This window comes from Actinomadura sp. WAC 06369, assembly GCF_003947565.1.
Classification (GTDB): domain Bacteria; phylum Actinomycetota; class Actinomycetes; order Streptosporangiales; family Streptosporangiaceae; genus Spirillospora; species Spirillospora rifamycini.
Window position 1 is genome coordinate 26,916 of sequence record NZ_QHJN01000018.1, and the last position, 25,879, is coordinate 52,794.

The following is a 25,879-nucleotide window of genomic DNA, read 5'->3' on the forward strand; positions in this document are numbered from 1 at the left end:
ACGGCCGCCGCCAGCCTCTGCCCCTACCCATGATTGCCATCCTGACGCCGATGCCCCGCGCCGCGCTGGTAAAGACCCACATACCCCCATCCCGGTTCACCGGAACCCACTCGGCGGGCAGCCCGAAAACCTCGCGGCGGTGCCGATGGGCGGGAGGATCCTGCTGATGGCTGGTCAGGGCGTTCGACGGCAACGTCCACTTCCACTAGGGGGCGGAGGCGCGACTAGGAACCGACGTAATTGCGGCCGCGAGAAGGTCGATGGAACGGCGCAGGATAGGTAGGGTCCCCTACAACCGAGCCTCCCGGTGCATGCCCAGTTCCTCGCCCGACGAGCCGTGGCGCGGCAACACCGCTGTGGGCCAGATCTTGGCCGACGGCGGCATGACCGCCGCAGCCGCCGAGAACGCGGCGACCTCGCGCTGCTCGCCCCGACCGGCAAAGCTGGTGGCGTCCGAGTCGACCAGATCCATCTGACACCGGCGGTAGCAGCCGGGCTGACCGGATGTGAACTCGTCGACAACTCCGACCACCACGGTGTCATGGCGACGCTAGACGAAAAGCATTTCGCTACGACTCAGCTTCGGCCATACACCTGACTCGTCTCCTTCGCGGCGAACACGTCGTGAGGTTCCCCCCGTTGCACGGACACCTGAGGTGAGGTCACTCGGCGATGCTTGAGGGCAGGTCGAGCCCTTCGAACGTGACGGGGCTGTGCATTCCGATACTGGAATGCCGCCTTTACGGATTATGTCAGCACTCAACCCATTTGAATGCAGCACCGGCGAGTTCTTCACGGGTCTTCCAGGTGCGGGCGTCGAGCAACTCCAGTTGCATCGTCCCCCAGAACGATTCCATCATCGAATTGTCGTAGCAGTCACCGACCGTGCCCATCGAGCCGAGCAGCCCGGCATCCCGCAGGCACTTCCCGAAAGCCCAGGACGTGTATTGCGTGCCGTGATCGGAATGCAGAATGGTCGAACCGGCCGGCGGGTTGCGGCCATCGTTAGGGCATTGACGACGAGATCGGTGTCCTGGTGGGAGTCGATCGACCAGCCGATGATCCGCCGCGAATAGGCGTCCATGACCGCTGCGCAGTACAGCTTTCCTTCTTCGGTCGGATGCTCGGTGATATCGGTCAACCGGAGCCGGTCCGGGCCGGCGACGACGAAGCGTCGCTGTACCAAGTCCTCCTCGGTCGCCTGATGCACCGGGTTGCTGCGGCCCCTGCGCCGGTAGACGCCCTGCAGCCCGGCGTGGCGCATCAGCCGTTCGACCCGTTTGCGGTTGACCCGTTCGCCCAGCCCCAGCGTCAGTTCCGCATGCACACGGGGCGAGCCGTAACTGCCTCGGGAATCGGCGTGTATTTCACGGATCATCTTCATCAGTTCCTTGTTCCGCAACGTGCGGGGCGGCTCGGGCCGGCCGAGCCAGTCGTAATATCCCGACGTGGAGACGTTTAATACTCGGCAGGCCACCGCGACCGGGATGGAGTCGGCGGCGAGTTCGCGGACCAGCGAGTAAATTACTTTGGGAGAACGTTTTCACGGGCGAAGTACGCGGCCGCCCGTTTGAGGATCTCGTTCTCTGTCTCCAGTTGCCGGTTGCGCCGCCGCAGCTCAGCCAGTTCCTTCTTCTCCGCGGTGGTCAGGCGGTTACTACCGTCCTTCCCTCCGGAGCTTTTGTCGTCGGCATCGGCCTGGTTCACCCAGTTCTGCAGGCAGGACCGGCTGATGCCCAGATCCTCGGCCAGTTGGACCATGGACTTGTCGCCCTGGCGGGCCAGCTCGACCGCGCGGCGGCGGAACTCGGGTGGGTGTGGTGACGGCATGGCGAACATCCTTCCTGATGATCACCGGTGACCTCAGGTCAGCAGTCCGTGCTCCGGGGGGAACCTCAGGCGAAGGTGAGGCGGGATCGGCCGTGAAGGAGCGGGCCGTACACCAGTTCGCTGATGAAGCAGCGGTCCAGGATGATCCGGCCGGGTATGGCGAGGATGGTGCGGTAGCGCTCTGCGAGGTCGACGCCGTCCGGTGTGCGAGTGGCGTGGACGAGTTGGAATCCGTGGTGTTGGGCGAGCTTGGTGGCGAGGGTGGTCGTGCCGACGCCGTCGCATCCTTCCAGCACGATGACCTCGTGGCGGGCGGCCCATCGTGCCAGATCCACGTTCATCGGGCGGCCACCAGAACGGGAAGTCCTTCGGGGCGGTCGAAGGTTGCGGTGAGCTCGTATTGGATCACGAGGTTGCGGTAATTGGGTTCGCGTCCGTCGGCGAAGGTCCACCAGCATCGGGGGTCCGGCGCGTAGACGGGGCGTCCGGCTGCCACGCAAGCGCCGATGACCACGGCCGCGCCGGGGGGCGTCTCGGGACCGCGCACGTCGACAATGGCGATATGGGAGCCGGCGAGGGCCGTCCAATCAGCCTCGGCCCGATCCAGGATCCCTTCGCCGCTGTTGAGGCGGTCGGCGAGGTGGATATCCTAGCCGGCGTTCTGCACCAGCTCGGCGGTGTCGTGTATACGCTCGTCCGGGCCGTAGGGAGACAGTTCGATGTAGGCGGTGCGCGGTCGGTCGTTGAGGTCGGGAAACGGTGAAGGTGATCGGGGCGGTCTGTGGATGGCGCGGCTGCACCGGCTCGAGCCCGAGTTCGCGCATCAGCTGCCGCACCAGCTCGGGTGAGGCATCCTCGGCGGAGCGGGCGAGCACCGCGTGGACGCGCCGGTATCCGTAGGTGTCGTGGTTGGCGGCGAATACCGCCTCGGTCATCGGCTTGAGGCGCTCCCGGCGTTCGGCGGTCGCCGACAACGGGCGGCTCCGCCGTTCGTAGAAGCCGGACCGGGACACGCGCAGCCAGGCGCACATGTCGACGACGGCGTGGTGGGCCTTCTCCGCGTCGATGAGCTCGTACTTGGTGCTCACCGGTGATCCTTCGCGAAGAAGGCCGCGGCTTTTTTCAGGAAGTCGTTCTCTTCGCGGAGCTTGCGGTTCTCGCGCTCGAGTTCGCGTTCCCGGGTGCTCTTCGGGTCGCCGGCCGATGTGGTGGACGCGTCGTCGCCGTGGCGTCTGCGGTAGTCCTTGACCCAGTTGCCCAGGGTGGTGTCGTGGATGCCGACTTCGCGGGCCACATGGACGATGGGGCGCGGGCCGTCCAGGACCATGCGGACGATCCCGTCCTTGTGCTCCTGGGTGAAATGCCGCCTCTGTCGTGCCAACGGCCTTCCTTTCCGGTTCTCTCCCCAACTCTAGTTGGGCCCTGTCCGGAAGACCGGGGCACCTCACGGTCAATCTGCGTGCTCTGACCGGCTCGGCCATCGGTGCTCCTCCCGCTCGACGGCAAACTCGTTGCCGTCGAGCGTGGTGCTCCCCGTCCCGGCCGTCCCGGTCCCGTCCCGGCGTGTCACGAACCCGGTGAACTTTTCTGGACAGCGCACTAGCCCGGCAAGCTCGGGAGCACGATTATCTGCAGGCCGCGCCACAGGCCGACGGCTCACCGGCCCTACCTGTCGGGGTGTCCGCCGCCCAGGTGTGGCGGGGAGTAGTGCACGCTGGTGATCCGGTAACGGCGGCAGGCCAGGCACTGATGGGTGCGGTGGCCGCGATGTGGCCGAGGGCCTCGGCGCAGATGCAGGGCGCCCAGCCGACCAGCACCCGGCCCGGGCCGGGAGCGTGTCCGTACGGGCACCACGTGGGCGGGAACACGGGCCGGCTCAGCGCCAGATCTGCCGCAACCGCCAGCCGTGCGGCTCGGCGCTGGCGGCGGGGGAGGCGACCTCGGCGACCGCGGGCCCGTCCAGGGTGGACATCTGCAGCCGGTACAGCCGCGTCTCGCCCGGCGCCTGCCATTCGCCCAGCACTCGCCGGACCCGCCAGTGGCCGCGCGAGCCGCTGATCTCGATCGGCCGTCCTGATGGTGCGGTCTCCGCCGTCACAGTCTCATCGAGCAACATAGGGCATCACTCTAGAACATGCGTTCGATAAAAAGGTAGATGGCCTGCAGGCCCGCACCATCGTGGACGTTGTGACCGCCAGCGATAACTGTCACCTGCCAGCGGCACCTGTCACGGAGGGCAACCTGTGAATCCCCGTCGTGCTGAGCTGGCAGGCATGGGACCTTTCTCAAAAAAATACGAATGTTTGCTTGATTGAGGTCTCGGTTTCGGTGATGCTCTAGCGAGTATCAGTCCATTCATCGGAGCAACCGCGCGGTCCGCATGAGGACCACAGTCGGTACCCGCCAGGGAAGGGAGAACCTGGCGCCGCTGCTCGGTCGACACCTCAAACGCACCAAGAAGAGGGGATCGAATGAGAAGACTCTCTGCTCTATCGGCCAGTCTGCTGGCGCTGACCGGACTCACCGTGCCGATGGCGCCCGTCGCGCAGGCGGCCTCGTGCGAGGGCACATACACAATCGCGGTCGGCGGCACCTGGGACAACGACTCCAGAATCTGGACGGGCAACGTCACCCAGCGGGTCGGCTACAACGTCCGGGAGGGCACCAACGAGCTGAACCGGCTCATCCGCAACCAGCGCAACGCGTGCCCGGGCCAGCACATCAAGGCGCTCGGATACTCACTGGGCGCCGCGGTGGTCCACACCTGGGTCACTGAGAACTGGCCGACCATCGACAACGTGAACGCGGTCCTGGTCGCCGACCCCAAGCGCCCGGCGGGCCCGGGTAACGCGGGAGTTGCGGCCCACCCGCTCGTCGCCCCCTTCGTCGGGTTCCCGCTCGCCTACGCCGACGATTTCTACGGCGACATCCCCACCGTGTCCATCTGCACCAACGACCTCATCTGCGATATCAACGCGTCCTCGGGACTGCCCGGCTACCTGTGGGGAGGAAACCACGGGGCCTACAGCTTTAACGTCGACCACTACTCCAACGACGGCAATGGCACGTGGTACAACGGCCAGTTCTACCCCCGGTAAGGAACTGCCGCGGCGGGCCGGCATGCACGGCAGCGAACCCGCGTAGAAGTTGTCGAACGTCACGGCCTTGGACGCGAGGCGGGCGAAGTTCGGCGCGTCGACGAAGGTGTCGGCGTAGGGCGCGAGCATGTGCCGGTTCAGGCTGTCGAACATGACGATGACGGCTCTCACCGCGTCTCCTCCGGGCCGTGCGCTGGCGCGGGATTGATGGGGGTTCCGTCGAGGAGCCGCCGGCGGAGCTCGACGAGCGAGGCGATGTGGCGGTCCATCTCCTCGGCCGAGCGCCGGTGGATCCATTCGGCCATCTGGGTGCCGAGTTCGATGTCGTGGCCGGGCGGGGCCTCGGCGAACAGGGGGCGCTCCCGATGGCGGTACTTCGCGACCTCGTCCCGTCGCGTGTCGATCTCGACGTCCAGGATGGCGATGACCTCCTCCACCGCCATGAACGCCGCACTGCCCAGCCGCACCCAGAGATCGGGGTCCTGGAACCGCGAGGGCGGGTTGTACGGGCTCGCCAGCCAGTCCAGGACCACCGTGTGCCCCTCTTCGGTCACGCGGTAGCGCTTGGCGTTCGTCGCCCCGGGCCGTTCTTCGATCGTGTGCTCCACCCAGCCGCGCTTCTCCATCGCCGCCAGCGTCCGGTACGCCTGGCTCATGGTCGTGTTGGACCGCAGGAACCGGCCGTACGTGTCGAAGAACTTCTTCAGCTCGTAGCCCGTACTGGGGCGCAGGAGCAGGGCCGAGAGGAGCAAGAACTCTAGCTTCATCGTGGGTGTGCCCGTCGTTGCCGGAAAGCTGACCATGCCACAAGTGGAATGACCTACCATGGCACAAGTGCCATACTCACGTCGATAGGTCGGTTCCGTGGACGACCCCTCCCCGTGCTGCACGCCCCGCCTCACCTCCGATACGTCGGGCATGCGGCGGGCCGCTCCCTCCGGGCCCGGCGCGCATCTGATCGAGCAGTGCCGCATCGAGGCCGGCGCCTTCCTGATGGGAGACGCCTTCGGCGACGGACTCGCCGGGGACGGTGAGTCGCCCGTCCATGAGGTCACGCTCGACGCCTTCGAGATCGACGCCACGACCGTCACCAACGACGACTTCGCGCGCTTCGTGGATGACACGGGTTACCGAACCGAAGCGGAGGCCGCCGGTTTCTCAGCGGTCTTCCGCACGCTGGCGCACCCGGGTGCGGAGGTGCTGGGCACGGCTCCTCGCGCTCCATGGTGGCTCGCCGTGAAGGGAGCGAACTGGAGAAGCCCTGAGGGCCCGGGATCCGACCTGCGGGGGCGGGAAGAGCATCCTGTGGTCCACGTGACCTGGAACGACGCCCAGAGCTACTGCGCCTGGGCCGGGCGGCGCCTGCCGCGCGAGGCCGAATGGGAGTACGCGTCGCGCGGCGGAGTTGAGGGCGCCCGCTATCCCTGGGGCGACGAACTGCTCGGGATCCGGGGCGAGTGGCGGGCCAACATCTGGCAGGGGACGTTCCCCGATCGGAACACCGGTGAGGACGGCTGGCTCGCGACAGCGCCCGTGCGCGCCTTCGCGCCGAACGGCTTCGGCCTATGGCAGACGGTCGGCAACGTGTGGGAGTGGTGCGAGGACGCGTTCGATCCGCGGGCGTACGCCAAGCGCGCCCGCGCCGGAGGCCCGGTGCACGACCCGCGTCCCCGGGTGGCTTCCGGCCTGCGAGTGCTGCGCGGCGGCTCGTATCTCTGCCACGAGTCCTACTGCAACCGGTACCGGAACGCGGTCAGGTCGTCGAACACGCCCGACTCGAGCATGGGCAACGCGGGCTTCCGCACCGTGACGCGCCGCGATTGAGAGTTGTGAGGGGGGTCGGACGCGGCAGCGGCGGGAGCCGGCGGATCGGCACGTCGACCCGCCCCCTCTCGAGAAGAATCGAGGTGGGGCCGGTGCCTTCCACGATCTCCCTCGGCGCCATGAGCTTCGGTTCGGGATTCACCCGCGACACCTGGATCGACGAGGAGCTGGCCGGCCGCCTGGTGAACCGTGCGCTCGACGCGGGGGTGAACCTGATCGACACCGCGGACACCTACGGTGGCGAGTTCGGCCGGTCCGAGACGCGCTTGGATCGCCGGCAACGCGGCATCGACGCGGGTGGGGTTGATATGCGAGCTGCCGCCGCCCTGGTAGCGCGGCACGACTGCGAACTCGCCGATGACGGCGATGCGCTGTGCTCGCTCGGCGATGGGCAGGGTGGCGTGGTCGTTCTTCAGAAGCACAGCACAGGCGGTGGCCAGTTTCCTGGCCAGGGCGTGGTGGGCCTCGGTGCCGAATCCACCGTCGCCGGGACGGCGCGCTCGGCGAGCGACCCCACCCTGCGGACGCTCTGATCGACGACGGCCTCGTCCAGCTCTCCATCGCGGACCGCCCGCACGACCTCGGCGTCGTCGACTCCTCGTTGCCGGGCATCTGCAGGTCCAGGCCCGCGGCCAGTGCGGCGACCCGGTCGTCGACCCCGCCCCAGTCAGAGACGACCGCGCCCTCGAAACCCCATTGCTTGCGCAGCACTTCGCTCAGCAGGCACCGGTTTTCCGAGGCGTACACACCGTTGATCTTGTTGTAGGAGGACATCACCACCGCGGGCCGTGCTTGGGTGACGACCCGCTCGAACGCCGGCAGGTAGATTTCGCGCAGGGTGCGTAGCGAACACGGCCGACCAGCGGCGCGTGCAGGGTTCAGCGGAGTTCAAGTCGGCGGGGCGACACACCCCGAAACAGAACGCCTACGACGTCGGCAGCAACCTCGGCGTGACGATCCTCGGTAGGATCTCAGCGCTGATGTTTCGAGCGAACTTCACCGCCGAAGCAGGGGTCGAGAGCCTGCAACACCTGGACTCGGCACTTGCGGAGCAGGCCGAAGAGTCGCTCGGCGTGGCCATGGAGATTGCCCAGAAGCCGGGCATGCCCGACCTTGCTGCCAATGCGGCCGAAGCCTTCACTTATTCGCTCCAGGCTGCCGGGTTCATCGGCGGCGCGAGCCGCATCGGATTGCCGCCGACTCGGGGAAAGCCGAGCATCCTCCTTGTAGCCCAACACCCGGGCCGCTCGCTGAGGCGCCGCTGGAGACCTACGCGGGGTTGGACACTCCCTGCGAACCGGGCGGCTCAGCGGGCTCCTCGAGACACCGGTGGGGAACCGGCTGTGGACGGAGGTTCGGCGAGACGCCCGGCTGCGGATTCCCAGCCGGGCGTCTCGGGTGGATGGGAGCCTGGTTCGGCGGCGACGGCCACGGCCAGCGATGCGGAAGATCGACCATTGAGCGCTGGACGCTCGACGGGTGCGGTCGGGTTCAGATGATGGTGCCGACATCTTTGGCGGCGAGGGATTCCATGGCGCGTTCGGCGACGGCCGCGATCGTCATGGAGGGGTTGCACGCCGCCGTGGTGCCGGGGATCAAGGCGCCGTCGAGGACGTAGAGTCCGCGTTGGCCCAGCACCCTGCCGTCGAGGTCGCAGACGGTGCCCATCGAGGCGCCGCCGAGCGGGTGCCAGGTGCTGTTGACGATGGCGTTGGTGTCGGTGACCGCCCCCGGTCCGTGGGCCAGCCGGGTGATCCGCCGGTGAATCGCTCGACGCACCGCGTCGTCGCCCCGGCGAGGCCAGACGAGGGAGACGGCGTCTGTCCGCCCGTCGTACCGGAAGCGGCCGCGGTCGGGACTGACACCGAAGCCGACCAGCATGGTCGTTCTGGCGTTGACGCCCAGTGGGGGCATCGACGCCTGGATGACGGTGTTGGCCGTGGCGGACGAGCCCCAGTCCTTGCTGCCGTAGATGACCGGGCCGCCCTGTTCCTCGCCGAAGTCCTCCTGGAGATTGGTCCAGGCGTAGATGCGGTCGCCGTTGGTGCCCCAGTCCTCGCCGAGGCGGTCCGGCATATCCGGAACGGCGCCCGTCGCGGCGGCCCGCACGAGGAGTTTGCTGGTGTTGAGACTGCCGGCCGCCATGATCAGGGCGCGGGTGGTGAGCAGCTTCTGCTCCAGTACCTCGCCCGAATCGTCGGTGCGGTCGACGTGGACCTGCCAGCGTCCGTCCTTGGCTCGGGCCACCCCGGTCACGTGGTGATGGGTGTGGACGGTGACTCTGCCGGTCCGTTCGGCCTGGCGGATGTACGTGACATCGACGGAGTGCTTACCGCCGTTGTTGACGCCCAGAGCGCAGTCTCCGTTCGTGTACGAAGGCGTCATCTCCCCGCGGAGTTCGGCCAGCGCGTAGTTCCAGTCGATGGGCATCGGGATCTTGCTCAGCTCGTAGCCCGCCTCACGGACGCGCCGGGCGAAGACGCGCGCCGCGGCGTAGTTCGGCGACGCGATCAGCTCCTCGGGTGCGGTCGCCGCGCGCAACATGCGCGCGACCCTCGGATAGTGGACCGCGTTCATCCGGCGGTAGTCCAGCTCCTCGGGCAGGCAGGCGTGGAACAACTCTTCGGAGGGTTGCAGGGTCATGCCCTGGTAGACGAGGGAGCCGCCGCCGACACCGGCCGCGCAGACCGCGAGAATGTTCTGCCCGGCGACGGGCTCCAGCAACCCCACGTAAGGATCGAGGCCGAGGGGCCGGCCGGCGAGCCGCGCCAGGGACCGGAGCGCCTCCGGAATGGTGCCGTGCCAGATCGCGCGCCGATCCAGGTTCGCCAGCGTCGGGAAGGTGCGGGCGTTCGGCCCGGTGGGCCACCGCCGTCCGCGCTCGAGAACGGTCACCGGCACTCCCGCCTGCGCGAGTCGGAGCGCGGCCACGCCGCCGCCGAACCCCGAGCCGATGACGACCGCCCGGTGTTCCTCCCTGGTGAGCCGGACACGGGAGGGGGACGCCGTCACCGTTGCCGCGCCGGCGGCGGGCGCCGCTCCGAGAGCCGCGGCTCCGGCGGCGGTGCCGGCGAGGAAAGTGCGTCTACTGATGGGCATGGGGGTATCTCCAGGATCGGGGTGGAGGGGATTTCGGCCGGGTTGTCGCCGCGCGACCCCGGGGTTTCGCCAGTGGCCTGGACCCAGCCGCGGCCCCGCGGCCGGGCCGTCCGGATGCCGAGGAGGGCGTCACCGCCCCGGCGCGGAACCGCCGTTCGTCAGGCGATCGCCCGGCAGGTGGATGTGGCGGGTCGGCCGTCCAGCCTGGCGGTGACCCAGTCGATCGCGTTTTCCTGGTCGATGATCAAGGGCAGGAAGTGGTTGATCAGTTTCTCTCCGACGTCGGGGCCGGAGACCGGTGCGTAGGTGACGGAGGCGCCCTCGGCGCACCAGTCCACGGCCAGCCGGCGGGCCTGAGCGTGGGGGACCAGGTCGTCCTCGATGCCGGTCGCCACGCGAACCGGAGCCGCGGGGGCGTGCCCGCCGAGCCGCTGGTCGTCCAGCATCTTCTGCACGACGGGCTCGTTCGCGACGATCTCCGGCACCGACTCGCCGTCGGTCGTCCACGTGCTGCTCGCGACCCCGCCGTAGCCGAAGATTCCCTCACCGACGCACCCGGTGGACAGGTCCGCCAGCGCCCGCTTGCCCGTGTCGTTGGTGTACGCGTCCAGGATCGGCTTCAACCGGGGCTCGTACTGCTGGAAGCCGTTGATCGACCAGCCGAGGGCGGCGGCCAGGGTGCTGCCGTCGACGGCTTTCAGGACCTCGGCCAGGTCGGCGGGCGGAGCGCCGACGTATGCCCCGGCGAGCTCCACGTCCGGTGCGTAGACGGGCTGGAGTTCGGCGGCCGAACCGGTCGCCGCGCCGCCCTCGCTGTACCCGTACAGCCCGACGGGGGAGTCGCCGGTCACCGAGGCTTCGGGCAGAGCGCGCGCGGCGCGGACGGCGTCCAGCACGGCGTGCCCGCCGTCCAGCCTGTTGACGTAGGTGTGCAGCCGGTCGGTCGTGCCGAGACCGACGTAGTCGGTGACGACCACGGCCGCCCCCTTGGCGAGGAAGCGGTAGATCGCCACGTTCTCGTAGCCGACGGATACCGACCCTTCGCCGACCGACAGGGGCGTCTCCAGCGCCTTGGACGCGGCACACTGGTCCCCCTGCCCCATGGTCCCCGGGGCGAGCGCGACCAAGGGGCGGGGGCCGGCGCCGGGCCACTCCGCGGACGGCTCGATGTAGGCGCCGGTCACGGCCACCGGCTTCCCATCGGAATCGGTGGACTTGTACATGATGCGGATGGCCTCTCCCGGCAGGGGACCGTTGAGGCCGGGAAGGGCGAGGCCGAGCCGCAGTTCCTCGGTACGGACGAGCGCCCCGTTGGCGGCCGGAAGTTCGGCGGGGGGAACGTAGAAGGCGGTACCGGGCTCGCTCGGCGGCGCCGCGGCGGGTCCGCCGTCGGCGGCGGCCGTCGTGGTGGGCACGGTGAGGGCGCCGCCCGCCAGTAGCGCGGCGGCGAGCAGACCGTGCCGGAAGCGCGGGGGGACGCCGGACCGCCGCCCGTCCCTTCCCCGGCGTGGTCTGGCGGACGGGCCGTTCGGCGGCCGGGATGGGTGGTGCGGCTTCACGAGGCACACTCCCTGCTTCAAAGGGCGGACTGGGTGGAGCAGACGGTCTCTGTGGTGCGGCGCCCTAAGGTTCGACACCGACGTTGAACACGTCGAAGAACTGCTGCGCAACCGGTGGCCGCAACACGACCGCAGTCGCGCGTGACGCGAGGCCCGCCCTTGTTACTGATCAGTCACTTCACGGCAGAGTAGGCTGGATGTCACTGAATGACAAGATGTCTGCATGAGTCATTTTCGGATTGGCTATCCTGAGCTTTTCGAGAAGGCGAGGACGGTGGACAGCGGTGCACGACCCGGCGCCAGGCACAGTGGCAGCGGGGCCACCTCCTAGGTCCAGACCGTCGTACGCCGAACGGCGCAAGGCCGCCCTCCGATCTGAGATCGCCCGCGAGGCGGTACGGCTGTTCACCGCCAACGGCGTCGCCCACACCACCGGCGAGCACATCGCCGAGGCGGTGGGCATTTCCGCCCGCACGCTCTGGCGCTATTTCCCCAGCAAGGAAAGCTGTGTACGCCCCTTGCTCGCGGCGGGGCTCGACACCGCCATCGAGGCACTCCAGCACTGGCCGGAGGGCACTTCACTCCTCGATTTCATCGGCAGCGCCGCCGACCGCGGCGACCTGCCGATCGCCGAGCCCGTCGTTCTCGACCTGCTCCGCCTGACCCGCAGCGAACCCAGCCTGCGGCTCGTCTGGCTGCAGGCTCACGACGACGCGCTGCCCGTCCTCGCCGATCTCCTCGCCCGGCGCACCGGCAGGGACCCCGATGACCTCCGGGTGAAGGTGCACGCCGCCACGCTCAACGGCGCCCTGCGGGCGGCCGCGGAGGACTTCGCCGCCGAGTTCGCCGACCGGGCCGACGCGCCGCCCGCAGAGCTCACGGTCCGCCTGCACGCGGCGCTCCGCGCCGCATCCGAAGGTCTCCCCTACTAGTGTTCTGAGTCATTAATTCGCCTGCAGTACGAGGCGACGGCGTTGAGGATCTCGTCGGCCGTCTTCGTCCGGACGAAGGGCTCGGGGTCCTCGTTCCATGCGGTGATCCAGGCCTCTCGTCCAGCTTGATCAGGAACTTGCGGAACTCCACCGCGCGGTGGCGCCGGTGCAGCGAGCCGATCACCCTGCCGGCGCGACGTCCAGGGCGGCGAACAAGGCGGTGGTGCCCGCCCGCACGTAGTCGCAGGTGACCCGCTCAGGGACTCCGGGCGGCACCGGCTGGGACCGGTTCAACGCCTGGATCTGCGATTTTTCGTCCACGCACAGCACCAGCGCGCGTTCGGGCGGGTGGAGGTACAGGCCGACCACGTCATGGACCTTGCCGGGCGAAGAAACGGTCCGTCGAGAGCTTGAACGTCTCGGATCGGTGCGGCTGGAGCCCGAACGCCCGCCACCCGCGGGAGGCCGTCGACTGGGACAGTCCGGTCTTGGCGGCCATGGAGCGGGTCGACCAGTGTGTGGCGTCGGCCGGTCTGGTTTCGAGCGTCCGCGTGATCAGGTCAGCGACCTGCTCGTCGGTGACGCTGCGCGGACCACCCGGGCGGGGCTCGTCCGCCCGGCCTTCCAGGCGGTCGGCCAGAAATCGCCTGCGCCACTTGGAGGCCGTGTCCACCGAGACACCGGCCTGCTCGGCCACCGCTCTGACCGAGACGGGAAACCCGTCGTCGGCCACCGCATCACAGACCAGGATCACCTGAGCCCGCACCGCCAGATTCTGGGCGTCCTTCCGCCGACGCACCCACCGTTCCGGTTCCACTCGCTCCTCAGCGGTCAACTCCAGCGGCACGAGCCCCGTCACGTTCGAAGGGCCCGACCTGCCCTCAGACATCGCCGAGTGACCTCACCTCAGGTGTCCGTGTAACGGGGGGAACCTCACATGCTGGAGGCGGCCGAGGGCGCCCCGCCCCCGCCGCCAACATCGGCGCGTTTAACCTGGGCAACGCCCTGGGGCCCTTCCTCAGCGGGCTCGCCATCGACGCGGGGCTCGGCTACACCTCGCCGTCCTGGGGCGGCGGCGCGCTCGGCGCGGCCGGCCTCGCCATCGTGCTCGCCGCTGGACTTCTCGCCCGAACCGAACGGCGTCCGCGCACGCCCGTCCGGACGCCACCCACCGAGAACGCGTCACCGATCGCGCCTGAGCCACCGGCGGCCCGATCACCGCACCGCGCCGGCCGGTGCCGAGCGACCGTCGGCGTCGGGCGCGAGATCCCCTTGCATGTCGACCCAGGTGTCGTTCCATGCGTGACCGTGCTCCGGACCGCGCTGCCAGGTGTGGGTGAGGTGTCCGTCTGGCGCGCGTCCGAAGACCGACAGGTCGCCGCTGGGGTTGAGGACGACTGCGGGGTCGCTGGTCAGGTGGCCGTGCAGGGGCGTCCAGCCCGACCAGGGGCCGCCCGTGCCGGTCTGCCAGCGATGATGCAACCCGCCGTCCGCGCCGCGAGCGAACAGGACCATGCCGCCGTCCCGCCCGACCAGGACTGTGGGCCGCCCTTCCACCGCACCTTCCATGTCGACCCAGGCGTTGTTCCATGCGTGACCGTGGTCGGGACCGCGCTGCCAGGTGTGGGTGACGCGCCCACCGGGATCGCGGGCGAACACCGACAGGGCACCGTTCGGGCTCAGCACCACCGCCGGGTCGCTCGCCAGCCGCCCGTGCAGGGGTGACCAGGCCGACCAGGGGCCGCCGGTGCCGGTCTGCCAGCGGTGGTGCAGGCCGCCATCGGCGCCGCGAGCGAACAGGACCATGCCGCCGTCCCGCCCGACCAGGACTGTGGGCCGTCCCTGCACCGCACCTTCCATGTCGACCCAGGTGTCGTTCCATGCGTGACCGTGGTCGGGACCGCGCTGCCAGGTGTGGGTGACGCGCCCACCGGGATCGCGGGCGAACACCGACAGGGCACCGTTCGGGCTCAGGACGACCCCCGGGTCGCTTGCCAGACGACCGTGCAGGGAAACCCAGTTCGGAGCCCACTCCCCGGCTTCCGACTGCCACGTGTGCCACAACGCGCCGTCATCACCACGGACGAACACCACCAGCTTGCCGTAACGCCCCACCAGCGCCCACGGACGGCCCACCGCCGCACCCGCCGGACGACCCAGCGACGTCCACTCCGACCACGCACCGCCCGGCGCGTTCTGCCACCGATGGATCACCCCGCCCGACCCATCGACACCGAACACCACCATCCCCGAACCGTGGTCCACCACCGACGGCACGCCCACGCTCACCCGCGGAGTCCATCGCGGGGGTGTGCCGACCGCAGCGCGGGCCTCCCTGAGCAGTTCCCGTGCCTTCGGCTCGGCCTGGTCGTAGCGCGCAGGGAAGGCTGAGCGCTGGACCTCCTGCGCCGTCAGCCCAGCGGAGAGGTGGGGGAACTTCTGCTCGACGCGTACGGCGCGGACGAAGAACTGCTCGGCCGCGTAGGGCACGTGCATGATCTGCTGCGGCGTCCCCCAGCCCTGGCTGGGGCGCTGCTGGAAGACTCCGAGGGAGTCCAGGTCCCCGCACGGCAGGTTGTTCATGTGGGACTCGACCCATCCGGCTTCGAACCCGGCGAGCATCACCTTGTCGGAGACCTTGAGGTCGCGGCCGACGATGTAGACGGCCTTGGTCACCTCAAGGTCGCGATCGGGCGGGACATGGCAGGGCCGTGCTGATGCGACCCTTGTGGTTGCGGCCGGGTCGGGGGCGAGGTCCCCTTGCATGTCGACCCAGGTGTCGTTCCATGCGTGACCGTGTTCGGGACCGCGCTGCCAGGTGTGGGTGAGGTGTCCGTCTGGCGCGCGTCCGAAGACCGACAGGTCGCCGCTGGGGTTGAGGACGACTGCGGGGTCGCTGGTCAGGTGGCCGTGCAGGGGCGTCCAGCCCGACCAGGGGCCGCCGGTGCCGGTCTGCCAGCGGTGGTGCAGGCCGCCGTCCGCGCCGCGAGCGAACAGGACCATGCCGCCGTCCCGCCCGACAAGGACTGTGGGCCGTCCTTCCATCGCACCTTCCATGTCGACCCAGGCGTCGCTCCATGCGTGACCGTGCTCAGGACCCCGCTGCCAGGTATGCGTGACGCGCCCACCGGGGTCCCGGGCGAACACCGACAGGGCACCGTTCGGGCTCAGCACCACCGCCGGGTCGCTCGCCAGCCGCCCGTGCAACGGCGTCCAGCCCGACCAGGGGCCGCCCGTGCCGGTCTGCCAGCGATGATGCAACCCGCCATCGGCGCCGCGAGCGAACAGGACCATGCCGCCGTCCCGGCCAACCAGAACCGTGGGCCGCCCTTCCACCGCGCCCTCCATGTCGACCCAGGCGTCGTTCCACGCGTGACCGTGCTCAGGACCCCGCTGCCAGGTATGCGTGACGCGCCCACCGGGGTCCCGGGCGAACACCGACAGGGCACCGTTCGGGCTCAGCACCACCGCCGGGTCACTCGCCAGACGACCACCCAGCGACACCCAGTTCGGAGCCCACTCCCCGGCTTCTGACTGCCACGTGTGCCACAACGCGCCGTCATCACCACGGACGAACACCACCAGCTTGCCGTAACGCCCCACCAGCGCCCACGGACGCCCCACCGCCGCACCCGCCGGACGACCCAGCGACGTCCACTCCGACCACGCACCGCCCGGCGCGTTCTGCCACCGATGGATCACCCCGCCCGACCCATCGACACCGAACACCACCATCCCCGAACCGTGGTCCACCACCGACGGCACACCCACGCTCACCCGCGGAGTCCACGGGGACGTGGTCCACCACGTGGTCTCCTTGCGGGCGCCTGCCCAGTTGAAGCTGAAGTGCACGTGATCGGTGTGCGGGTTGTCCCCGGTGTACGGCGTCCAGCCGGCGTCGTGGCGGTACGCCTCCCAGATGCGGCGGTTCCAGATCACGTACATGATCCCGAAGCGGCGGGCGAGCGCGTGGGGGTTGCCGTGCCGGTCCGTGGCGAGGAGCCAGTCGATGAGTTCGGACGCGATGTGCCCTTGGGTGCGGACGTCCACTCCCCAGTCCCAGGCGCGCCCCTCCTTGTGCTCGCTGGGGCCGCCCCTGCGGCATTCCCTGCTGATGCCCATGTCCCGGGTGCCCGGGTAGGCGTCGAGCACCAGGGCGCGGAACGCCGCCGTTCCCGGCTTCGCCGGCGGGTCGCAGTCCCGCTGGCCCTCGAACCGCGAGTAGGGGTCGATCTGCGGACCGAAGTCAGGCGTGCTGGGGGGCATGTTCTGCACTCCTCGGAAAGGGTGTGGACTCGACACGGAGCAGCCTTTCCCCGGTCGCTCTCGTCCCGGTCACCGCGCGGTCACGCGGCCGGACGGGCCAACGGGGCGGCCCTCGGAAAAGTTGTTCGGACGGGCCGGTCACATCCGTCCGGTTCCCTTCGTCAGTGCGGTGTCAGAGCGAAACGCCACTGTGAAGGAGACCGACCATGAGCGCTTCCGCGACCACCGCCTCCCGGCTGCCGAACCCGCAGCAGCTCGTCCCCGAGCTCGGAGCCGTCGGCGGCGCCCTGTTCAAGGCCGTCGGGAACGGCTCGATCCCGCAGACGACCGTCGGGCTGGTGCAACTGCGCGCCGGCCAGCTCGCCGGCAACACCTACCTGACCGTCCTGCACTCCGGGAACCTCCGCAAGGCCGGGGAGCCGGAGGAGCGGATCACCGCGGTGGCGTCCTGGCGGGACGCGCCGTACTTCACCGGCGCCGAGCGGGCGGCGCTCGCGCTGACCGAGGCCGTCCTCACGCCCGCCGCGGGCGGCGAGCGGGTCCCCGACGCGCTGTACGCGGAGGCGTCCGAGCACTACGACGACAAGGCCCTCGCGACGCTGGCGATGGCGATCGGGCAGGTCGGGTTCTTCACGCCGCTCGCGCTGATCGGCAAGCCGCTCCCCGGCGTGTCGCCCGCCGAGCAGTGGCGCGGGGCCGAGTAGCCCTCCCCGGACCGAAGGAACCCAAGAAGTTCCCCCGAACGACGACCCCAACGAGGAGCAGTGAGGGTCCGGAGCACCTCGCTCGCGGCCCTGAACGCATTGGCGAGCCGTGCGGCGGCACAGACCGCGACAAGCGACGCCTCCGCGTCAGGCGAGGGTCAGCAGGAGGACGCCGCCGCGGCTCCGGCCAGTCCGGCCCCCTGCGCCGCCGACAGCCGCTCGCGCAGCCAGGCGACGCCCGCCGGCACGGGCACGGTCACGTCCAGCGGAGTGGTGTATGAGTCGATCTCCGGGTGATCCTGTTTCTGCAGGTTAAGCGGTGAGTTCTCGCGGGTCGATCTTGGGGTCGGGTGTGGTGTCGTCGATGACGCGCAGGCGGGCTTTGGCCAGAATCCCAAGACCCATTTAGCGGCGGGCCTCGGCCCATTCGTCGGTCTGTTCCATCAGCACCGCCCCGACGAGCCGGACGATCGCGGCCCGACGTGGTCGGGGAAGATCCCGACCACGTCGGTGCGCCGCCTGATCTCCTCGTTCAGCCGCTCTTGCGGGTTGTTGGACCAGATCTGTCGCCAGATCTGGCGGGGGAAGCCGGTGAAGGCCAGCAGGCCGGACCTTGCCTCCTCCAGGTGCTCGGCCGCGTCGGGGTGCTTGGCGGCCGGCGAATCGACGACCCGGGCGTGCTGGGCGTGGACCTCTTCGGCGGCGGGCTGGTCGAAGATGGTGCGCACCGGCGTCGCCACCCACGGCTGCGCCGACCGGGACACCTTCATCAGCAGGCCGCGCAGGTAGTGGGTCCGGCACCGCTGCCAGGACGCGCCCGGCAGCGTCGCCCCGATCGCCTCCACCAAGCCGCGGTGCGCATCGGAGATCACCAGTTGGACGCCCGACAGGCCCCGCGCGACGAGTCCGCGCAAGAAGGCCAGCCATCCGGCGCCGTCTTCGGCCGAGGTGACCTCGATCCCGGGGATCTCGCGGTGCCCGTCGGCGTTCACGCCGTGGCCACCAGCACGTGCACGTTGACGATGCGGCCGCCCTCGCGGACCTTCCGGGTCAGGGCGTCCACCCACACGAACGCATACGGCCCGGTCTCCAGCGGCCGGTTGCGGAACGCCTGCACTTGGGCGTCCAGCACCTTCGACATCTCCGACACCTGGCTTCTGGAGATGCCCTTGATGCCCACCTGCTCGACCAGCTTGTCCACCCGCCGCGTCGACACACTGAGGAGATAGGAGGTGGCCACCACGCTGACCAGGGTTTGCTCGGCCCGGCGGCGGCGTTCCAGCAGCCACTCGGGGAAGGAGGAGCCCGAGCGCAGCTTGGGAATCGCCAGCTCGACGGTGCCGGCGCGGGTGTCCCAGTCCCGGGGCCGGTATCCGTTGCGGCGGTTGACCCGCTCGTGCGAGCGCTGTCCGTAGCCGGCCCCGCAGACGGCGTCGGCCTCCGCGCTCATGTGGTCAAACTCGTACACCACCTCCGTGGACGCAACCATTTTCACTCACTCGGTCGTGGTGGTTGGGAGCGGACGGTGGCGAACTGAAGATCGCGGTCGGGCACTGGTTCTGGGCCTGCTGGGCCAGGCCGGGAATGCCGAGGATGCTGGAGGTGGCGATGAGCAGGCCCAGAGTGCCGAACGCTGAAGCGAGGGTGGACGGGCCGAAGACCGAGGTGTCGTGGTTGCTGGGGGAGGGCGACGAACCGGCGGTCTTGTCGGCGCCGCCCGCTGCCGGAGGTGGGGTTGCCGGGGCCCTGGGCCCCGGCAATGCAGGATCAGGCATCCGTCTGCTCGTCCGGGGCCGGTCGGTGGGCCAGCAGTTCGCGTAGGACGAAGGGCATGATGCCGCCGTGGCGGTAGTAGTCGGCCTCGCGCGGGGTGTCGAGGCGCACGGTCGCCTCGAAGGTTCGGTCGTCCGCGGTGACGGTGACGGTGCGGGGGACGATCCCGTCGTTCAAGGGCTCCAGCCCGCGGATCGTGTAGGTCTCGCGGCCGTGCAGTCCGAGGGTCTCCGCGTCCTGCCCTTCGAGGAACTGGAGCGGGAGGACGCCCATGCCGACGAGGTTCGAGCGGTGGATGCGTTCGAAGGAGGCGGCGATGACGGCTCGGACCCCGAGGAGGGCCGGGCCTTTGGCGGCCCAGTCGCGTGAGGAACCGGCGCCGTAGCCGTGACCGGCGACGACGATGGTCGGGACGGAGGCGGCGCGGTATCCGGCGGCGGCGTCGAAGATCGGGGTGACGGCGCCGCCGTTGAGGAAGTCGAGGGTCTGGGGGCCTTCGATGTGGGGCACGAGGTGGTTGCGCAGTCTGGGGTTGGCGAACGCTCCTCGCATCATGATGGTGTGGTCGCCCCGGCGGGACGCGTAGGTGTTGAGCTGTTCGGGCGGCACCCCGCGGTTCGCGAGGTGGCGTCCGGCGACGCTGTCGGGGGTGATCGCGCCGGCGGGCGAGATGTGGTCCGTGGTGATGGAGTCGCCGAGCTTGACCAGGACGCGCGCGTCGCTGATGTCTCCGACGGGGTCGGGGCGGACCGGCAGGCCGTCCAGGTAGGGCGGCCGACGCAGGTAGGTGGAGTCTTCCTGCCACGGATAGGTCTTGGTCGAGGGCGTTTCCAGGGATTGCCAGCGTTCGTCGCCGTCGAAGACGGTGGCGTAGCCGCGGGCGAACATCCCGGGTTCGAGGACGCCGTCGACGATGGCGCGGACCTCGTCGGCGTCCGGCCAGACGTCCCGCAGATGGACGGGCTTGCCGTCCCGGTCGGTGCCGAGCGGTTCGGTGGTCAGGTCGATGTCCATCGTCCCGGCGATGGCGTAGGCGACGACGAGCGGTGGGGACGCCAGGTAGTTGAGCTTGACCTCGGGTTGGATGCGGCCTTCGAAATTGCGGTTGCCCGACAGCACCGCGGCCGCGGTGAGCCCGCCGTCGCGGACGGCCCGGGAGACTTCGGGGACGAGCGGGCCGGAGGCGCCGATGCAGGTCATGCAGCCGAATCCGGTGAGGTGGAAGCCCAGGTCCGCGAGGTAGGGGGTGAGGCCGGCCTCGTCGTAGTACTCCATGACGACGCGGGAACCGGGGGAGAGCGTGGTCTTGACCCAGGGGCGGCTGGTGAGACCTCGCTGGACGGCCTTCTTGGCGAGCAGCGCCGCGGTCACCATGACCGACGGGTTGGACGTGTTGGTGCAGGAGGTGATCGCGGCGATCGCCACGGTGCCGTGCCGCAGCTCGTGGGTGCCGCCGTCGAGGGTCACGGGGACTGGCGCCTCTTTCGGCACGGTCGCGTTGAAGGCGGCTTTGGCCCGGTGCAGCGGGACGCGGTCCTGCGGGCGGCGCGGCCCCGCCAGGGAGGGCCGGACGGTGCTCAGGTCGAGTTCGAGCTCTTCGGAGAAGGCCGGTGGCTCGTCGGGCGAGGCCCACAGGCCCTGGGCTTTGGCGTAGGTCTCCACGAGGGCGACGTGCTCGGGGTCCCGGCCGGTGAAGCGAAGGTAGCCGAGGGTCTCGTCGTCGATGGGGAAGTACGCGGCCGTCGAGCCGAACTCGGGGCACATGTTCGCGATGGTGGCGCGGTCGGCGACCGGCAGGTCGGCGACGCCGGGGCCGTGGAACTCGACGAACTGGCCGACTACGCCGTGGCCCCGCAACAGCTCGGTGACGGTGAGGACGAGGTCGGTCGCGGTGACGCCGGCGGGGAGCCGGCCGTGCAGGCGCAGGCCGACGACGTCGGGCAGGAGCATGGCGATCGACTGGCCGAGCATGGCGGCTTCGGCCTCGATGCCGCCGACGCCCCAGCCGAGGACGCCGAGGCCGTTCACCATCGTGGTGTGCGAGTCGGTGCCCAGGCAGAGGTCGGGGAGGGCCCACCCGTCCCGCTCGGTCACGACCCGCGCGAGGCGTTCGATGTTCACCTGGTGCATGATCCCCATGCCGGGCGGAACCACCGTGAACTGCCGCAGTGCCTCCTGTCCCCACCGGAGGAAGCGGTACCGCTCGTGGTTGCGGCGGTACTCCAGCTCGACGTTGCGGACGCGCGCGTCCGGCCGTCCGAACACGTCGGCGACGACCGAGTGGTCCACGACCAGCTCGGCCGGGACGAGCGGGTTGACGTCCGCCGGATCGCCGGCGAGCCGCTCCATCGCGTCGCGCATCGCGGCCAGGTCGGCGATGACGGGCACGCCGTTGGTGTCGTGCAGGAATACCCGGGACGGCCGCAGTTCGACCACAGGGCCGGCGGGAGAAGAGGGCTGCCAGTTCGCCAGCGCCTCGATCGCCGCGGTCGACGCCCGGGAGCCGTCCTGGTGCCGCAGCAGGTTCTCCAGGACGATCCGCAGGCTGAACGGTAGGCGGCGGGGGGCGAGTTCGCCGATCCGGTGGATCGACAGCTCCCGGGATCCCAGGCGCAGCGTGCCGCGCGTCCCGTAGGCGTCCAGGCCGGACGCGATCGAGCCGCTCAGGTGCCGGGCCATCGGTTTCCTCCTGTTCTCGGGCAGGCGCCCACGCGGAGCGTGGTCATCGGCCCTGGTGATCCTGTTTCCCGGGCGCGAGGAGCTCCGCCGGGACGCAGTAGGTGTTCTGGTGGGTGCCGGGCACGACGCAGGCGGCGGACGCGGCCTTCCAGGACGGGTAGTGCGAAGCCGACCGGTGCTCGTGGAAGAACGCGTGCTCGTCCCGGTAGATCTCGTGCAGGACGAACGCGCACGGGTCGTCGGTTGTCTGCAGGACGTCGAAGCGCAGGCAGCCGGGCTCCCGCCGGGTGGCCTCGGCGTTCTCGGTCAGGGCGCCGCGGAAGTCGTCGAGCTTGCCGGGCTCGACCCGCATGTTCACGATCACGACGAACACCGTCTCGCCGCCTCCTCGCTGATCGGTTCCGGCAGTGCGACGCCGGATTCGCGGGCGAGCCGGACCAGTTCGGAGCGGGTGCGGGACGGGAGAGGAATCCCCGTCCGCGCGGAGGTGCGTGCGTTGCGGTCCTCGATCTCGCCGGGGTAGAGGATCTCTCCGCTGCCGGGGGCCGTCGGCACCGCCTTGGTGAGGTGGATGAGGTCGTCCAGGCGGCGGGCGAATTCCCGTTCCGGCAGGAGGGCGTCGACGCGCACCGCGATGACCAGATGGCCGCATCCGCTGCGCCGGTCGGGGACGTAGGGGCCCGCGATCGCGGTGGCGTAGGAGGAACCCGTCAGCACCCCGGACAGGACGTCCATCATGAAGGAGATGGCGTAGCCCTTGTGCCCGGCCATCGGCTGGACGATCCCGTCGATGGCGGCCCGCGGGTCGGTGGTGGGGTTCCCGTCGGCGTCGATCGCCCAGTCGGCGGGGATGTCCTCACCGCGTTCGAGCGCGGCGTAGATCTTGCCTCGGGCGACGACGGTGTTGGCGATGTCGAGGACGACCGGGTCCGCACCCGCCCGGGGCGCGGCGATCGACCACGGGTTGGCGCCGACCGTCTTCTCCCGGCCGCCCCACGGCGCCATCGCCGGGCTGCCGTTGGTGGTCAGGATCGCGACGCAGCCGGCCGCGGCCATCCTGCGGGTGAAGTAGGCGGCGGTGCCGAAATGGTTGCCGTTGCGGACGGCCACCACGCCCACCCCGTGCTCGGCTGCCCGCCGCACGGCGTCATCGCAGGCCCGCGCGGTGACGACCTGCCCCACGCCGTCGCGGCCGTCGAGCACCGCCACCGCCCCGGCGTCGACCGGCATCGCGATCTCGGTGACCGGTCTCATCACGCCCGTTCTCAGCCGCTCGACGTACCAGCCGAGGCGCAGGAGCCCGTGCGAGGGATGTCCCCAGGCGTCGGCGACGACGAGGCTGTCGGCGACGAGGCGGGCGTCGTCCAGGGGTACGCCCTGCGCCATGAGGATCTGTGCGGCGACGTCGGTCAGGGCTTCGGCGGGGTACCGGGCGGGGGAGGTGTCGGCCGGGGTCACGCCGGTCCTCCCGTCCTGATCGCCGGGACGGTCAGACCGGCCGCCTGCGCGGGGGACAGGGGACGGGTCGGATGGCCCTGCAGAAGGAACCACAGGCGGGCGGTCTCCTCGATCTCTTCGGCGACGTCGGCCGCGGCCGACAGGTCGGCGGCGGCGGCGACGGAGCCGTGGTTGGCCAGCAGCAGCGCGTGGACGTCCCGGGCGGCCTCTTCGACGACCGGTTCCAGCCGGACGTCGCCGGGGGCGTGGAAGGGCAGGACGGGCAGCCGCCCGACCCGCATCGCGTAGTAGGCGGTCAGCGGCGGCAGTGCGTCCGCGGGGTCGATCCCGGCGTGGCAGGAGAGCGCGACGGCGTGCGTGCTGTGCAGGTGCACCACGGCTCCGCAGGACGGCCGCGCCCGGTAGACGGCCAGGTGCAGGAACGCCTCCTTGGACGGCGGCGGCCCGCTCACGTGCCGCCGGTCGTCGGGATCGACGAGGGCGAGCGCGTCCGGGGCGAGGGCGTCCAGCGATCCCCCCGTCGGAGTGATCAGGACGCCGGCGGACGTGCGCACGCTCAGGTTCCCGGTACGGCCGTGGGTGAGGCGGCGCGCGTGGAGGGAGGCGCCGAGCGCGACGATCTGCGCGGCGGCCTCGGCGACGCCGATCACCGGTGGCCTCCGATCGCCCGCACCAGGAGGTCTTCCCGCCCGAAGTTGCCGGACTTGAGGAGCAGCGCCAGTTCGGGACCGCCGGTCGACCGGCACCAGGGAACTCCCCGGTCTTCCTCCTCGGCCACCACGACGGACCTCACGCCCAGCCGGTCGAGGACGGCTCCGGAGGTCTCGCCTCCCGCCACGACGATCCGGCGGTACCCGAGCCCGACGGCGTGTTCGGCCGCGCGGGCCAAGACGTCCTCCAGGATCGCTCCCGCGGCCGGACCCAGCGGGGAGTCCGCGCGCTCGGCGGCGTCGGCCGAGGAGTAGACCATGACCGGTCCGCCACCGGCGTGGGCGTCCAGCCACGCGCGGGCACCGGCGATCAGCCCGTCCCGGTCCGGTGTCCGCGCCGGGTCCACCCGGTAGGACGGCATGGCCGCCCGCGCGGCCTCCACCTGCGCCAACGTGGTCTGGGAGCAACTGCCCGCCAGGACGATCCCCGGACCGGTGGGCAGTGCTGCCGTGTCGTCCGTCCCGTCCGTGTCCGTTTTGTCCCGGGAGACCGCCGCGATCGCGCCCGCGAGCCCGGCGGCGCCGGTGACGACGGGCAGGTGGGCGCTGCCGGCGGCGAGGACGGCGAGGTCGCCGTCGCTCACGGCGTCGGCCACGGCGTAACGGACGCCCTGCCGGCGCAGCGCGTCCAGCGCGTCCCGCACGGCGGCCGCCCCGTCGCGGACGGTCGCGTGGGGGAGCAGGCCGACGGGGTGCGGCGTCTGCCTGCCCAGGACGCGCACCAGGTCCGGATCGGTCATCGGGGTGAGGGGATGGTCCTTCATCGACGACTCGGACAGGAGCCTGTCCCGCACGAACAGATGCCCCTGGTAGACGGTCCGCCCGTGCTCGGGCGCGGCCGGGCACACCACGGTCAGCGGGACGCCGGCGTCGTCCAGGATCGCGTCGGCGACCGGGCCGATGTTGCCCTCGTCGGTCGAGTCGAACGTGGAGCAGTACTTGAAGTAGAGCCGCGCGGCGCCGAGTTCCGCCAGCCGGCGGCGGGCGTCCAGCGTGCGGGCGACCGCCTCGCCGACGGGCGCGGTCCGGGTCTTCAACGCGACGACGATCGCCTCGCACGACGGCGGCACGGTGCCCGGTACCGGCGGGCCGAAGGACAGCACCGTCCGCAGACCCGCCCGGCGCAGCGCGGCCGCCACGTCGGTGCCGCCGGTGTAGTCGTCGGCGACGCAGCCCAGCGCCACACGTCCGGACGCCTCGGCGCGTTCGGGTACCCGGCTCACCGTGTCCCCGCCGGGACGGGGGCGGCGTCGAGGAGCCGCCGCCGCAGCAGGCGCGCGGCCATCAGCGGCGGGCTGAGCACGTCGCGGCCCAGCCGCTCCGCCAGCGCGCCGTGCGCGGGGGTGAGGGAGTACTGGCCGAGCAGGAACAGCGTGCCCTCGCCGACGTGCGGCCGGGCCGCCCGGACGAGCGCGTCGGCGAGCGCCTCGCGGTCGCCAGCCGACGCCGCCGCGGCCGCGCCGTCCGCAAGCACCCCGGTCACCCGCGTCGGCGAAGCGCCCAAGGCGGCCTCCAACCGGGCGACCGAGTCCGCCACCGCCGAGGGCAGCGACCCGATGACCACGGCGCGGCCGGGGGCGCGGTGGACGATCTCGTCGAACATCGCCTGGTCGGACCCCAGCACCGGCAGCGTGTGCAGCCGCCGCGCCAGGCCCGCGACCGGGCCGTACATCGAGCACGACAGCAGCACGGCGTCGGCGCCGCCCCGGACGGCGTGGTCGATGAGGGCGAGCATGCGGCGGCGCAGCGCCGGGGTCGTCCCGCCGGCGGAGTCGGCCTCCGACACCAGCCGGTCGTCCAGCAGGTGCCAGGGCCGGGCCTCGGGGAAGCCCTCGCGCAGCCCCTGCGCGGCGGGCGCCATGGACGCCGCCGCGGCGTTGATGATCGCGACCAGCGGGGACGCGGACATCACGGCCGGTCCTCCGTTCTCTCGGGCGGTTCGAGGCC

At 70.6% G+C, this 25,879-nt stretch carries 22 protein-coding genes and 5 pseudogenes; 5 read left to right on the forward strand and 22 right to left on the reverse strand.

What is annotated here, in order from left to right; genetic code table 11:
* Positions 1 to 289: 289 nt before the first annotated feature.
* The 7 genes from DMH08_RS07720 to DMH08_RS07755 all read right to left on the reverse strand — a co-directional run bounded on the left by DMH08_RS07720 (position 290) and on the right by DMH08_RS07755 (position 3,946).
* Positions 290 to 472: a hypothetical protein gene (locus DMH08_RS07720; RefSeq protein WP_125612643.1), complete on the reverse strand. Its 183-nt coding sequence runs from the start codon at positions 470 to 472 to the stop codon at positions 290 to 292.
* A gap of 384 nt (positions 473 to 856) precedes the next feature.
* On the reverse strand, positions 857 to 1,525 hold the full coding sequence (locus tag DMH08_RS07730) for an IS3 family transposase (RefSeq protein WP_158642272.1): 669 nt from the start codon (positions 1,523 to 1,525) through the stop codon (positions 857 to 859).
* Complete coding sequence (locus DMH08_RS07735) at positions 1,525 to 1,839, reverse strand: transposase (RefSeq protein WP_125612648.1); 315 nt, start codon at positions 1,837 to 1,839, stop codon at positions 1,525 to 1,527. Before DMH08_RS07735 ends, DMH08_RS07730 begins: the two co-directional genes overlap by 1 nt.
* A 56-nt stretch (positions 1,840 to 1,895) precedes the next feature.
* Positions 1,896 to 2,171 (reverse strand): hypothetical protein, encoded by a 276-nt coding sequence (locus tag DMH08_RS07740; RefSeq protein WP_125612650.1) that lies wholly within the window; start codon positions 2,169 to 2,171, stop codon positions 1,896 to 1,898.
* A gap of 246 nt (positions 2,172 to 2,417) precedes the next feature.
* The gene (locus DMH08_RS07745) at positions 2,418 to 2,918 is read right to left on the reverse strand and encodes an IS3 family transposase (RefSeq protein ID WP_125612652.1); all 501 of its coding nucleotides are present in this window, start codon (positions 2,916 to 2,918) and stop codon (positions 2,418 to 2,420) included.
* The gene (locus tag DMH08_RS07750) at positions 2,915 to 3,211 is read right to left on the reverse strand and encodes a transposase (protein ID WP_125612654.1); all 297 of its coding nucleotides are present in this window, start codon (positions 3,209 to 3,211) and stop codon (positions 2,915 to 2,917) included. Before DMH08_RS07750 ends, DMH08_RS07745 begins: the two co-directional genes overlap by 4 nt.
* Positions 3,212 to 3,706: 495 nt before the next feature.
* The gene (locus tag DMH08_RS07755; RefSeq protein WP_125612656.1) at positions 3,707 to 3,946 is read right to left on the reverse strand and encodes a hypothetical protein; all 240 of its coding nucleotides are present in this window, start codon (positions 3,944 to 3,946) and stop codon (positions 3,707 to 3,709) included.
* 355 nt (positions 3,947 to 4,301) lie between these two features.
* On the opposite strand from DMH08_RS07755, the gene DMH08_RS07760 reads away from it, so the two are divergent.
* Positions 4,302 to 4,928, forward strand: a complete 627-nt coding sequence (locus DMH08_RS07760) for a cutinase family protein (RefSeq protein WP_125612658.1) — start codon at positions 4,302 to 4,304, stop codon at positions 4,926 to 4,928.
* Positions 4,929 to 5,095: 167 nt separating this feature from the next.
* Here the strand turns inward: DMH08_RS07760 and DMH08_RS07770 are convergent, their stop codons facing one another.
* Positions 5,096 to 5,680 carry a PadR family transcriptional regulator gene (locus tag DMH08_RS07770; protein WP_199747671.1) on the reverse strand — a complete coding sequence of 195 codons (585 nt, stop codon included), beginning with the start codon at positions 5,678 to 5,680 and terminating at the stop codon, positions 5,096 to 5,098.
* 112 nt (positions 5,681 to 5,792) lie between these two features.
* Between DMH08_RS07770 and DMH08_RS07775 the strand changes: the two genes are divergently transcribed.
* Both DMH08_RS07775 and DMH08_RS42320 read left to right on the forward strand, forming a co-directional pair.
* A complete protein-coding gene (locus DMH08_RS07775) occupies positions 5,793 to 6,752 on the forward strand; it encodes a formylglycine-generating enzyme family protein (RefSeq protein WP_233617468.1) in 960 nt (319 codons plus the stop codon).
* A 92-nt stretch (positions 6,753 to 6,844) separates the two neighbouring features.
* Positions 6,845 to 6,985, forward strand: a pseudogene (locus tag DMH08_RS42320) (aldo/keto reductase); the annotation flags it as partial.
* A 21-nt stretch (positions 6,986 to 7,006) separates the two neighbouring features.
* On the opposite strand, the pseudogene DMH08_RS42610 reads toward DMH08_RS42320, so the two are convergent.
* The 5 genes and pseudogenes from DMH08_RS42610 to DMH08_RS07800 all read right to left on the reverse strand — a co-directional run.
* Positions 7,007 to 7,174, reverse strand: a pseudogene (locus DMH08_RS42610) (glycoside hydrolase family 3 C-terminal domain-containing protein); the annotation flags it as partial.
* A 229-nt stretch (positions 7,175 to 7,403) separates the two neighbouring features.
* A pseudogene (locus tag DMH08_RS42615) lies at positions 7,404 to 7,634 on the reverse strand (glycoside hydrolase family 3 N-terminal domain-containing protein); the annotation flags it as partial.
* Between the two features lie 89 nt (positions 7,635 to 7,723).
* Positions 7,724 to 7,987, reverse strand: a complete 264-nt coding sequence (locus DMH08_RS07790; RefSeq protein WP_125612664.1) for a hypothetical protein — start codon at positions 7,985 to 7,987, stop codon at positions 7,724 to 7,726.
* A 256-nt stretch (positions 7,988 to 8,243) separates the two neighbouring features.
* A complete protein-coding gene (locus tag DMH08_RS07795; RefSeq protein ID WP_026405178.1) occupies positions 8,244 to 9,851 on the reverse strand; it encodes a GMC oxidoreductase in 1,608 nt (535 codons plus the stop codon).
* A gap of 158 nt (positions 9,852 to 10,009) precedes the next feature.
* The gene (locus DMH08_RS07800; protein WP_267898526.1) at positions 10,010 to 11,410 is read right to left on the reverse strand and encodes a lipase family protein; all 1,401 of its coding nucleotides are present in this window, start codon (positions 11,408 to 11,410) and stop codon (positions 10,010 to 10,012) included.
* Positions 11,411 to 11,694: 284 nt separating this feature from the next.
* Between DMH08_RS07800 and DMH08_RS07805 the strand changes: the two genes are divergently transcribed.
* Positions 11,695 to 12,342: a TetR/AcrR family transcriptional regulator gene (locus tag DMH08_RS07805; protein WP_199747672.1), complete on the forward strand. Its 648-nt coding sequence runs from the start codon at positions 11,695 to 11,697 to the stop codon at positions 12,340 to 12,342.
* Here the strand turns inward: DMH08_RS07805 and DMH08_RS07810 are convergent.
* Positions 12,339 to 13,231: pseudogene (locus tag DMH08_RS07810) on the reverse strand (IS630 family transposase). The gene DMH08_RS07805 and the pseudogene DMH08_RS07810 overlap by 4 nt on opposite strands.
* A gap of 326 nt (positions 13,232 to 13,557) precedes the next feature.
* Positions 13,558 to 16,608 carry a hypothetical protein gene (locus DMH08_RS07815; protein ID WP_125612666.1) on the reverse strand — a complete coding sequence of 1,017 codons (3,051 nt, stop codon included), beginning with the start codon at positions 16,606 to 16,608 and terminating at the stop codon, positions 13,558 to 13,560.
* Between the two features lie 206 nt (positions 16,609 to 16,814).
* Between DMH08_RS07815 and DMH08_RS07820 the strand changes: the two genes are divergently transcribed.
* On the forward strand, positions 16,815 to 17,312 hold the full coding sequence (locus tag DMH08_RS07820) for a carboxymuconolactone decarboxylase family protein (protein WP_125612668.1): 498 nt from the start codon (positions 16,815 to 16,817) through the stop codon (positions 17,310 to 17,312).
* Between the two features lie 312 nt (positions 17,313 to 17,624).
* On the opposite strand, the pseudogene DMH08_RS07825 reads toward DMH08_RS07820, so the two are convergent.
* The 7 genes and pseudogenes from DMH08_RS07825 to DMH08_RS07855 form a co-directional block, all read right to left on the reverse strand.
* Positions 17,625 to 18,762: pseudogene (locus DMH08_RS07825) on the reverse strand (IS256 family transposase); the annotation flags it as partial.
* 317 nt (positions 18,763 to 19,079) lie between these two features.
* A complete protein-coding gene (acnA, locus tag DMH08_RS07830) occupies positions 19,080 to 21,764 on the reverse strand; it encodes an aconitate hydratase AcnA (RefSeq protein WP_125612669.1) in 2,685 nt (894 codons plus the stop codon).
* Positions 21,765 to 21,807: 43 nt separating this feature from the next.
* Positions 21,808 to 22,137 (reverse strand): putative quinol monooxygenase, encoded by a 330-nt coding sequence (locus tag DMH08_RS07835; protein WP_125612671.1) that lies wholly within the window; start codon positions 22,135 to 22,137, stop codon positions 21,808 to 21,810.
* Positions 22,125 to 23,222 carry an Ldh family oxidoreductase gene (locus DMH08_RS07840; protein WP_199747673.1) on the reverse strand — a complete coding sequence of 366 codons (1,098 nt, stop codon included), beginning with the start codon at positions 23,220 to 23,222 and terminating at the stop codon, positions 22,125 to 22,127. Before DMH08_RS07840 ends, DMH08_RS07835 begins: the two co-directional genes overlap by 13 nt.
* Entirely contained in the window at positions 23,219 to 23,872 is a 654-nt protein-coding gene (locus DMH08_RS07845) for a class II aldolase/adducin family protein (protein ID WP_199747674.1), read from the reverse strand. The genes DMH08_RS07840 and DMH08_RS07845 overlap by 4 nt, the downstream gene beginning before the upstream one ends.
* A complete protein-coding gene (gene otnK / locus DMH08_RS07850; RefSeq protein ID WP_199747675.1) occupies positions 23,869 to 25,155 on the reverse strand; it encodes a 3-oxo-tetronate kinase in 1,287 nt (428 codons plus the stop codon). The genes DMH08_RS07845 and otnK overlap by 4 nt, the downstream gene beginning before the upstream one ends.
* Positions 25,152 to 25,841 carry an aspartate/glutamate racemase family protein gene (locus DMH08_RS07855; RefSeq protein WP_125612673.1) on the reverse strand — a complete coding sequence of 230 codons (690 nt, stop codon included), beginning with the start codon at positions 25,839 to 25,841 and terminating at the stop codon, positions 25,152 to 25,154. The genes otnK and DMH08_RS07855 overlap by 4 nt, the downstream gene beginning before the upstream one ends.
* Positions 25,842 to 25,879 lie beyond the last annotated feature (38 nt).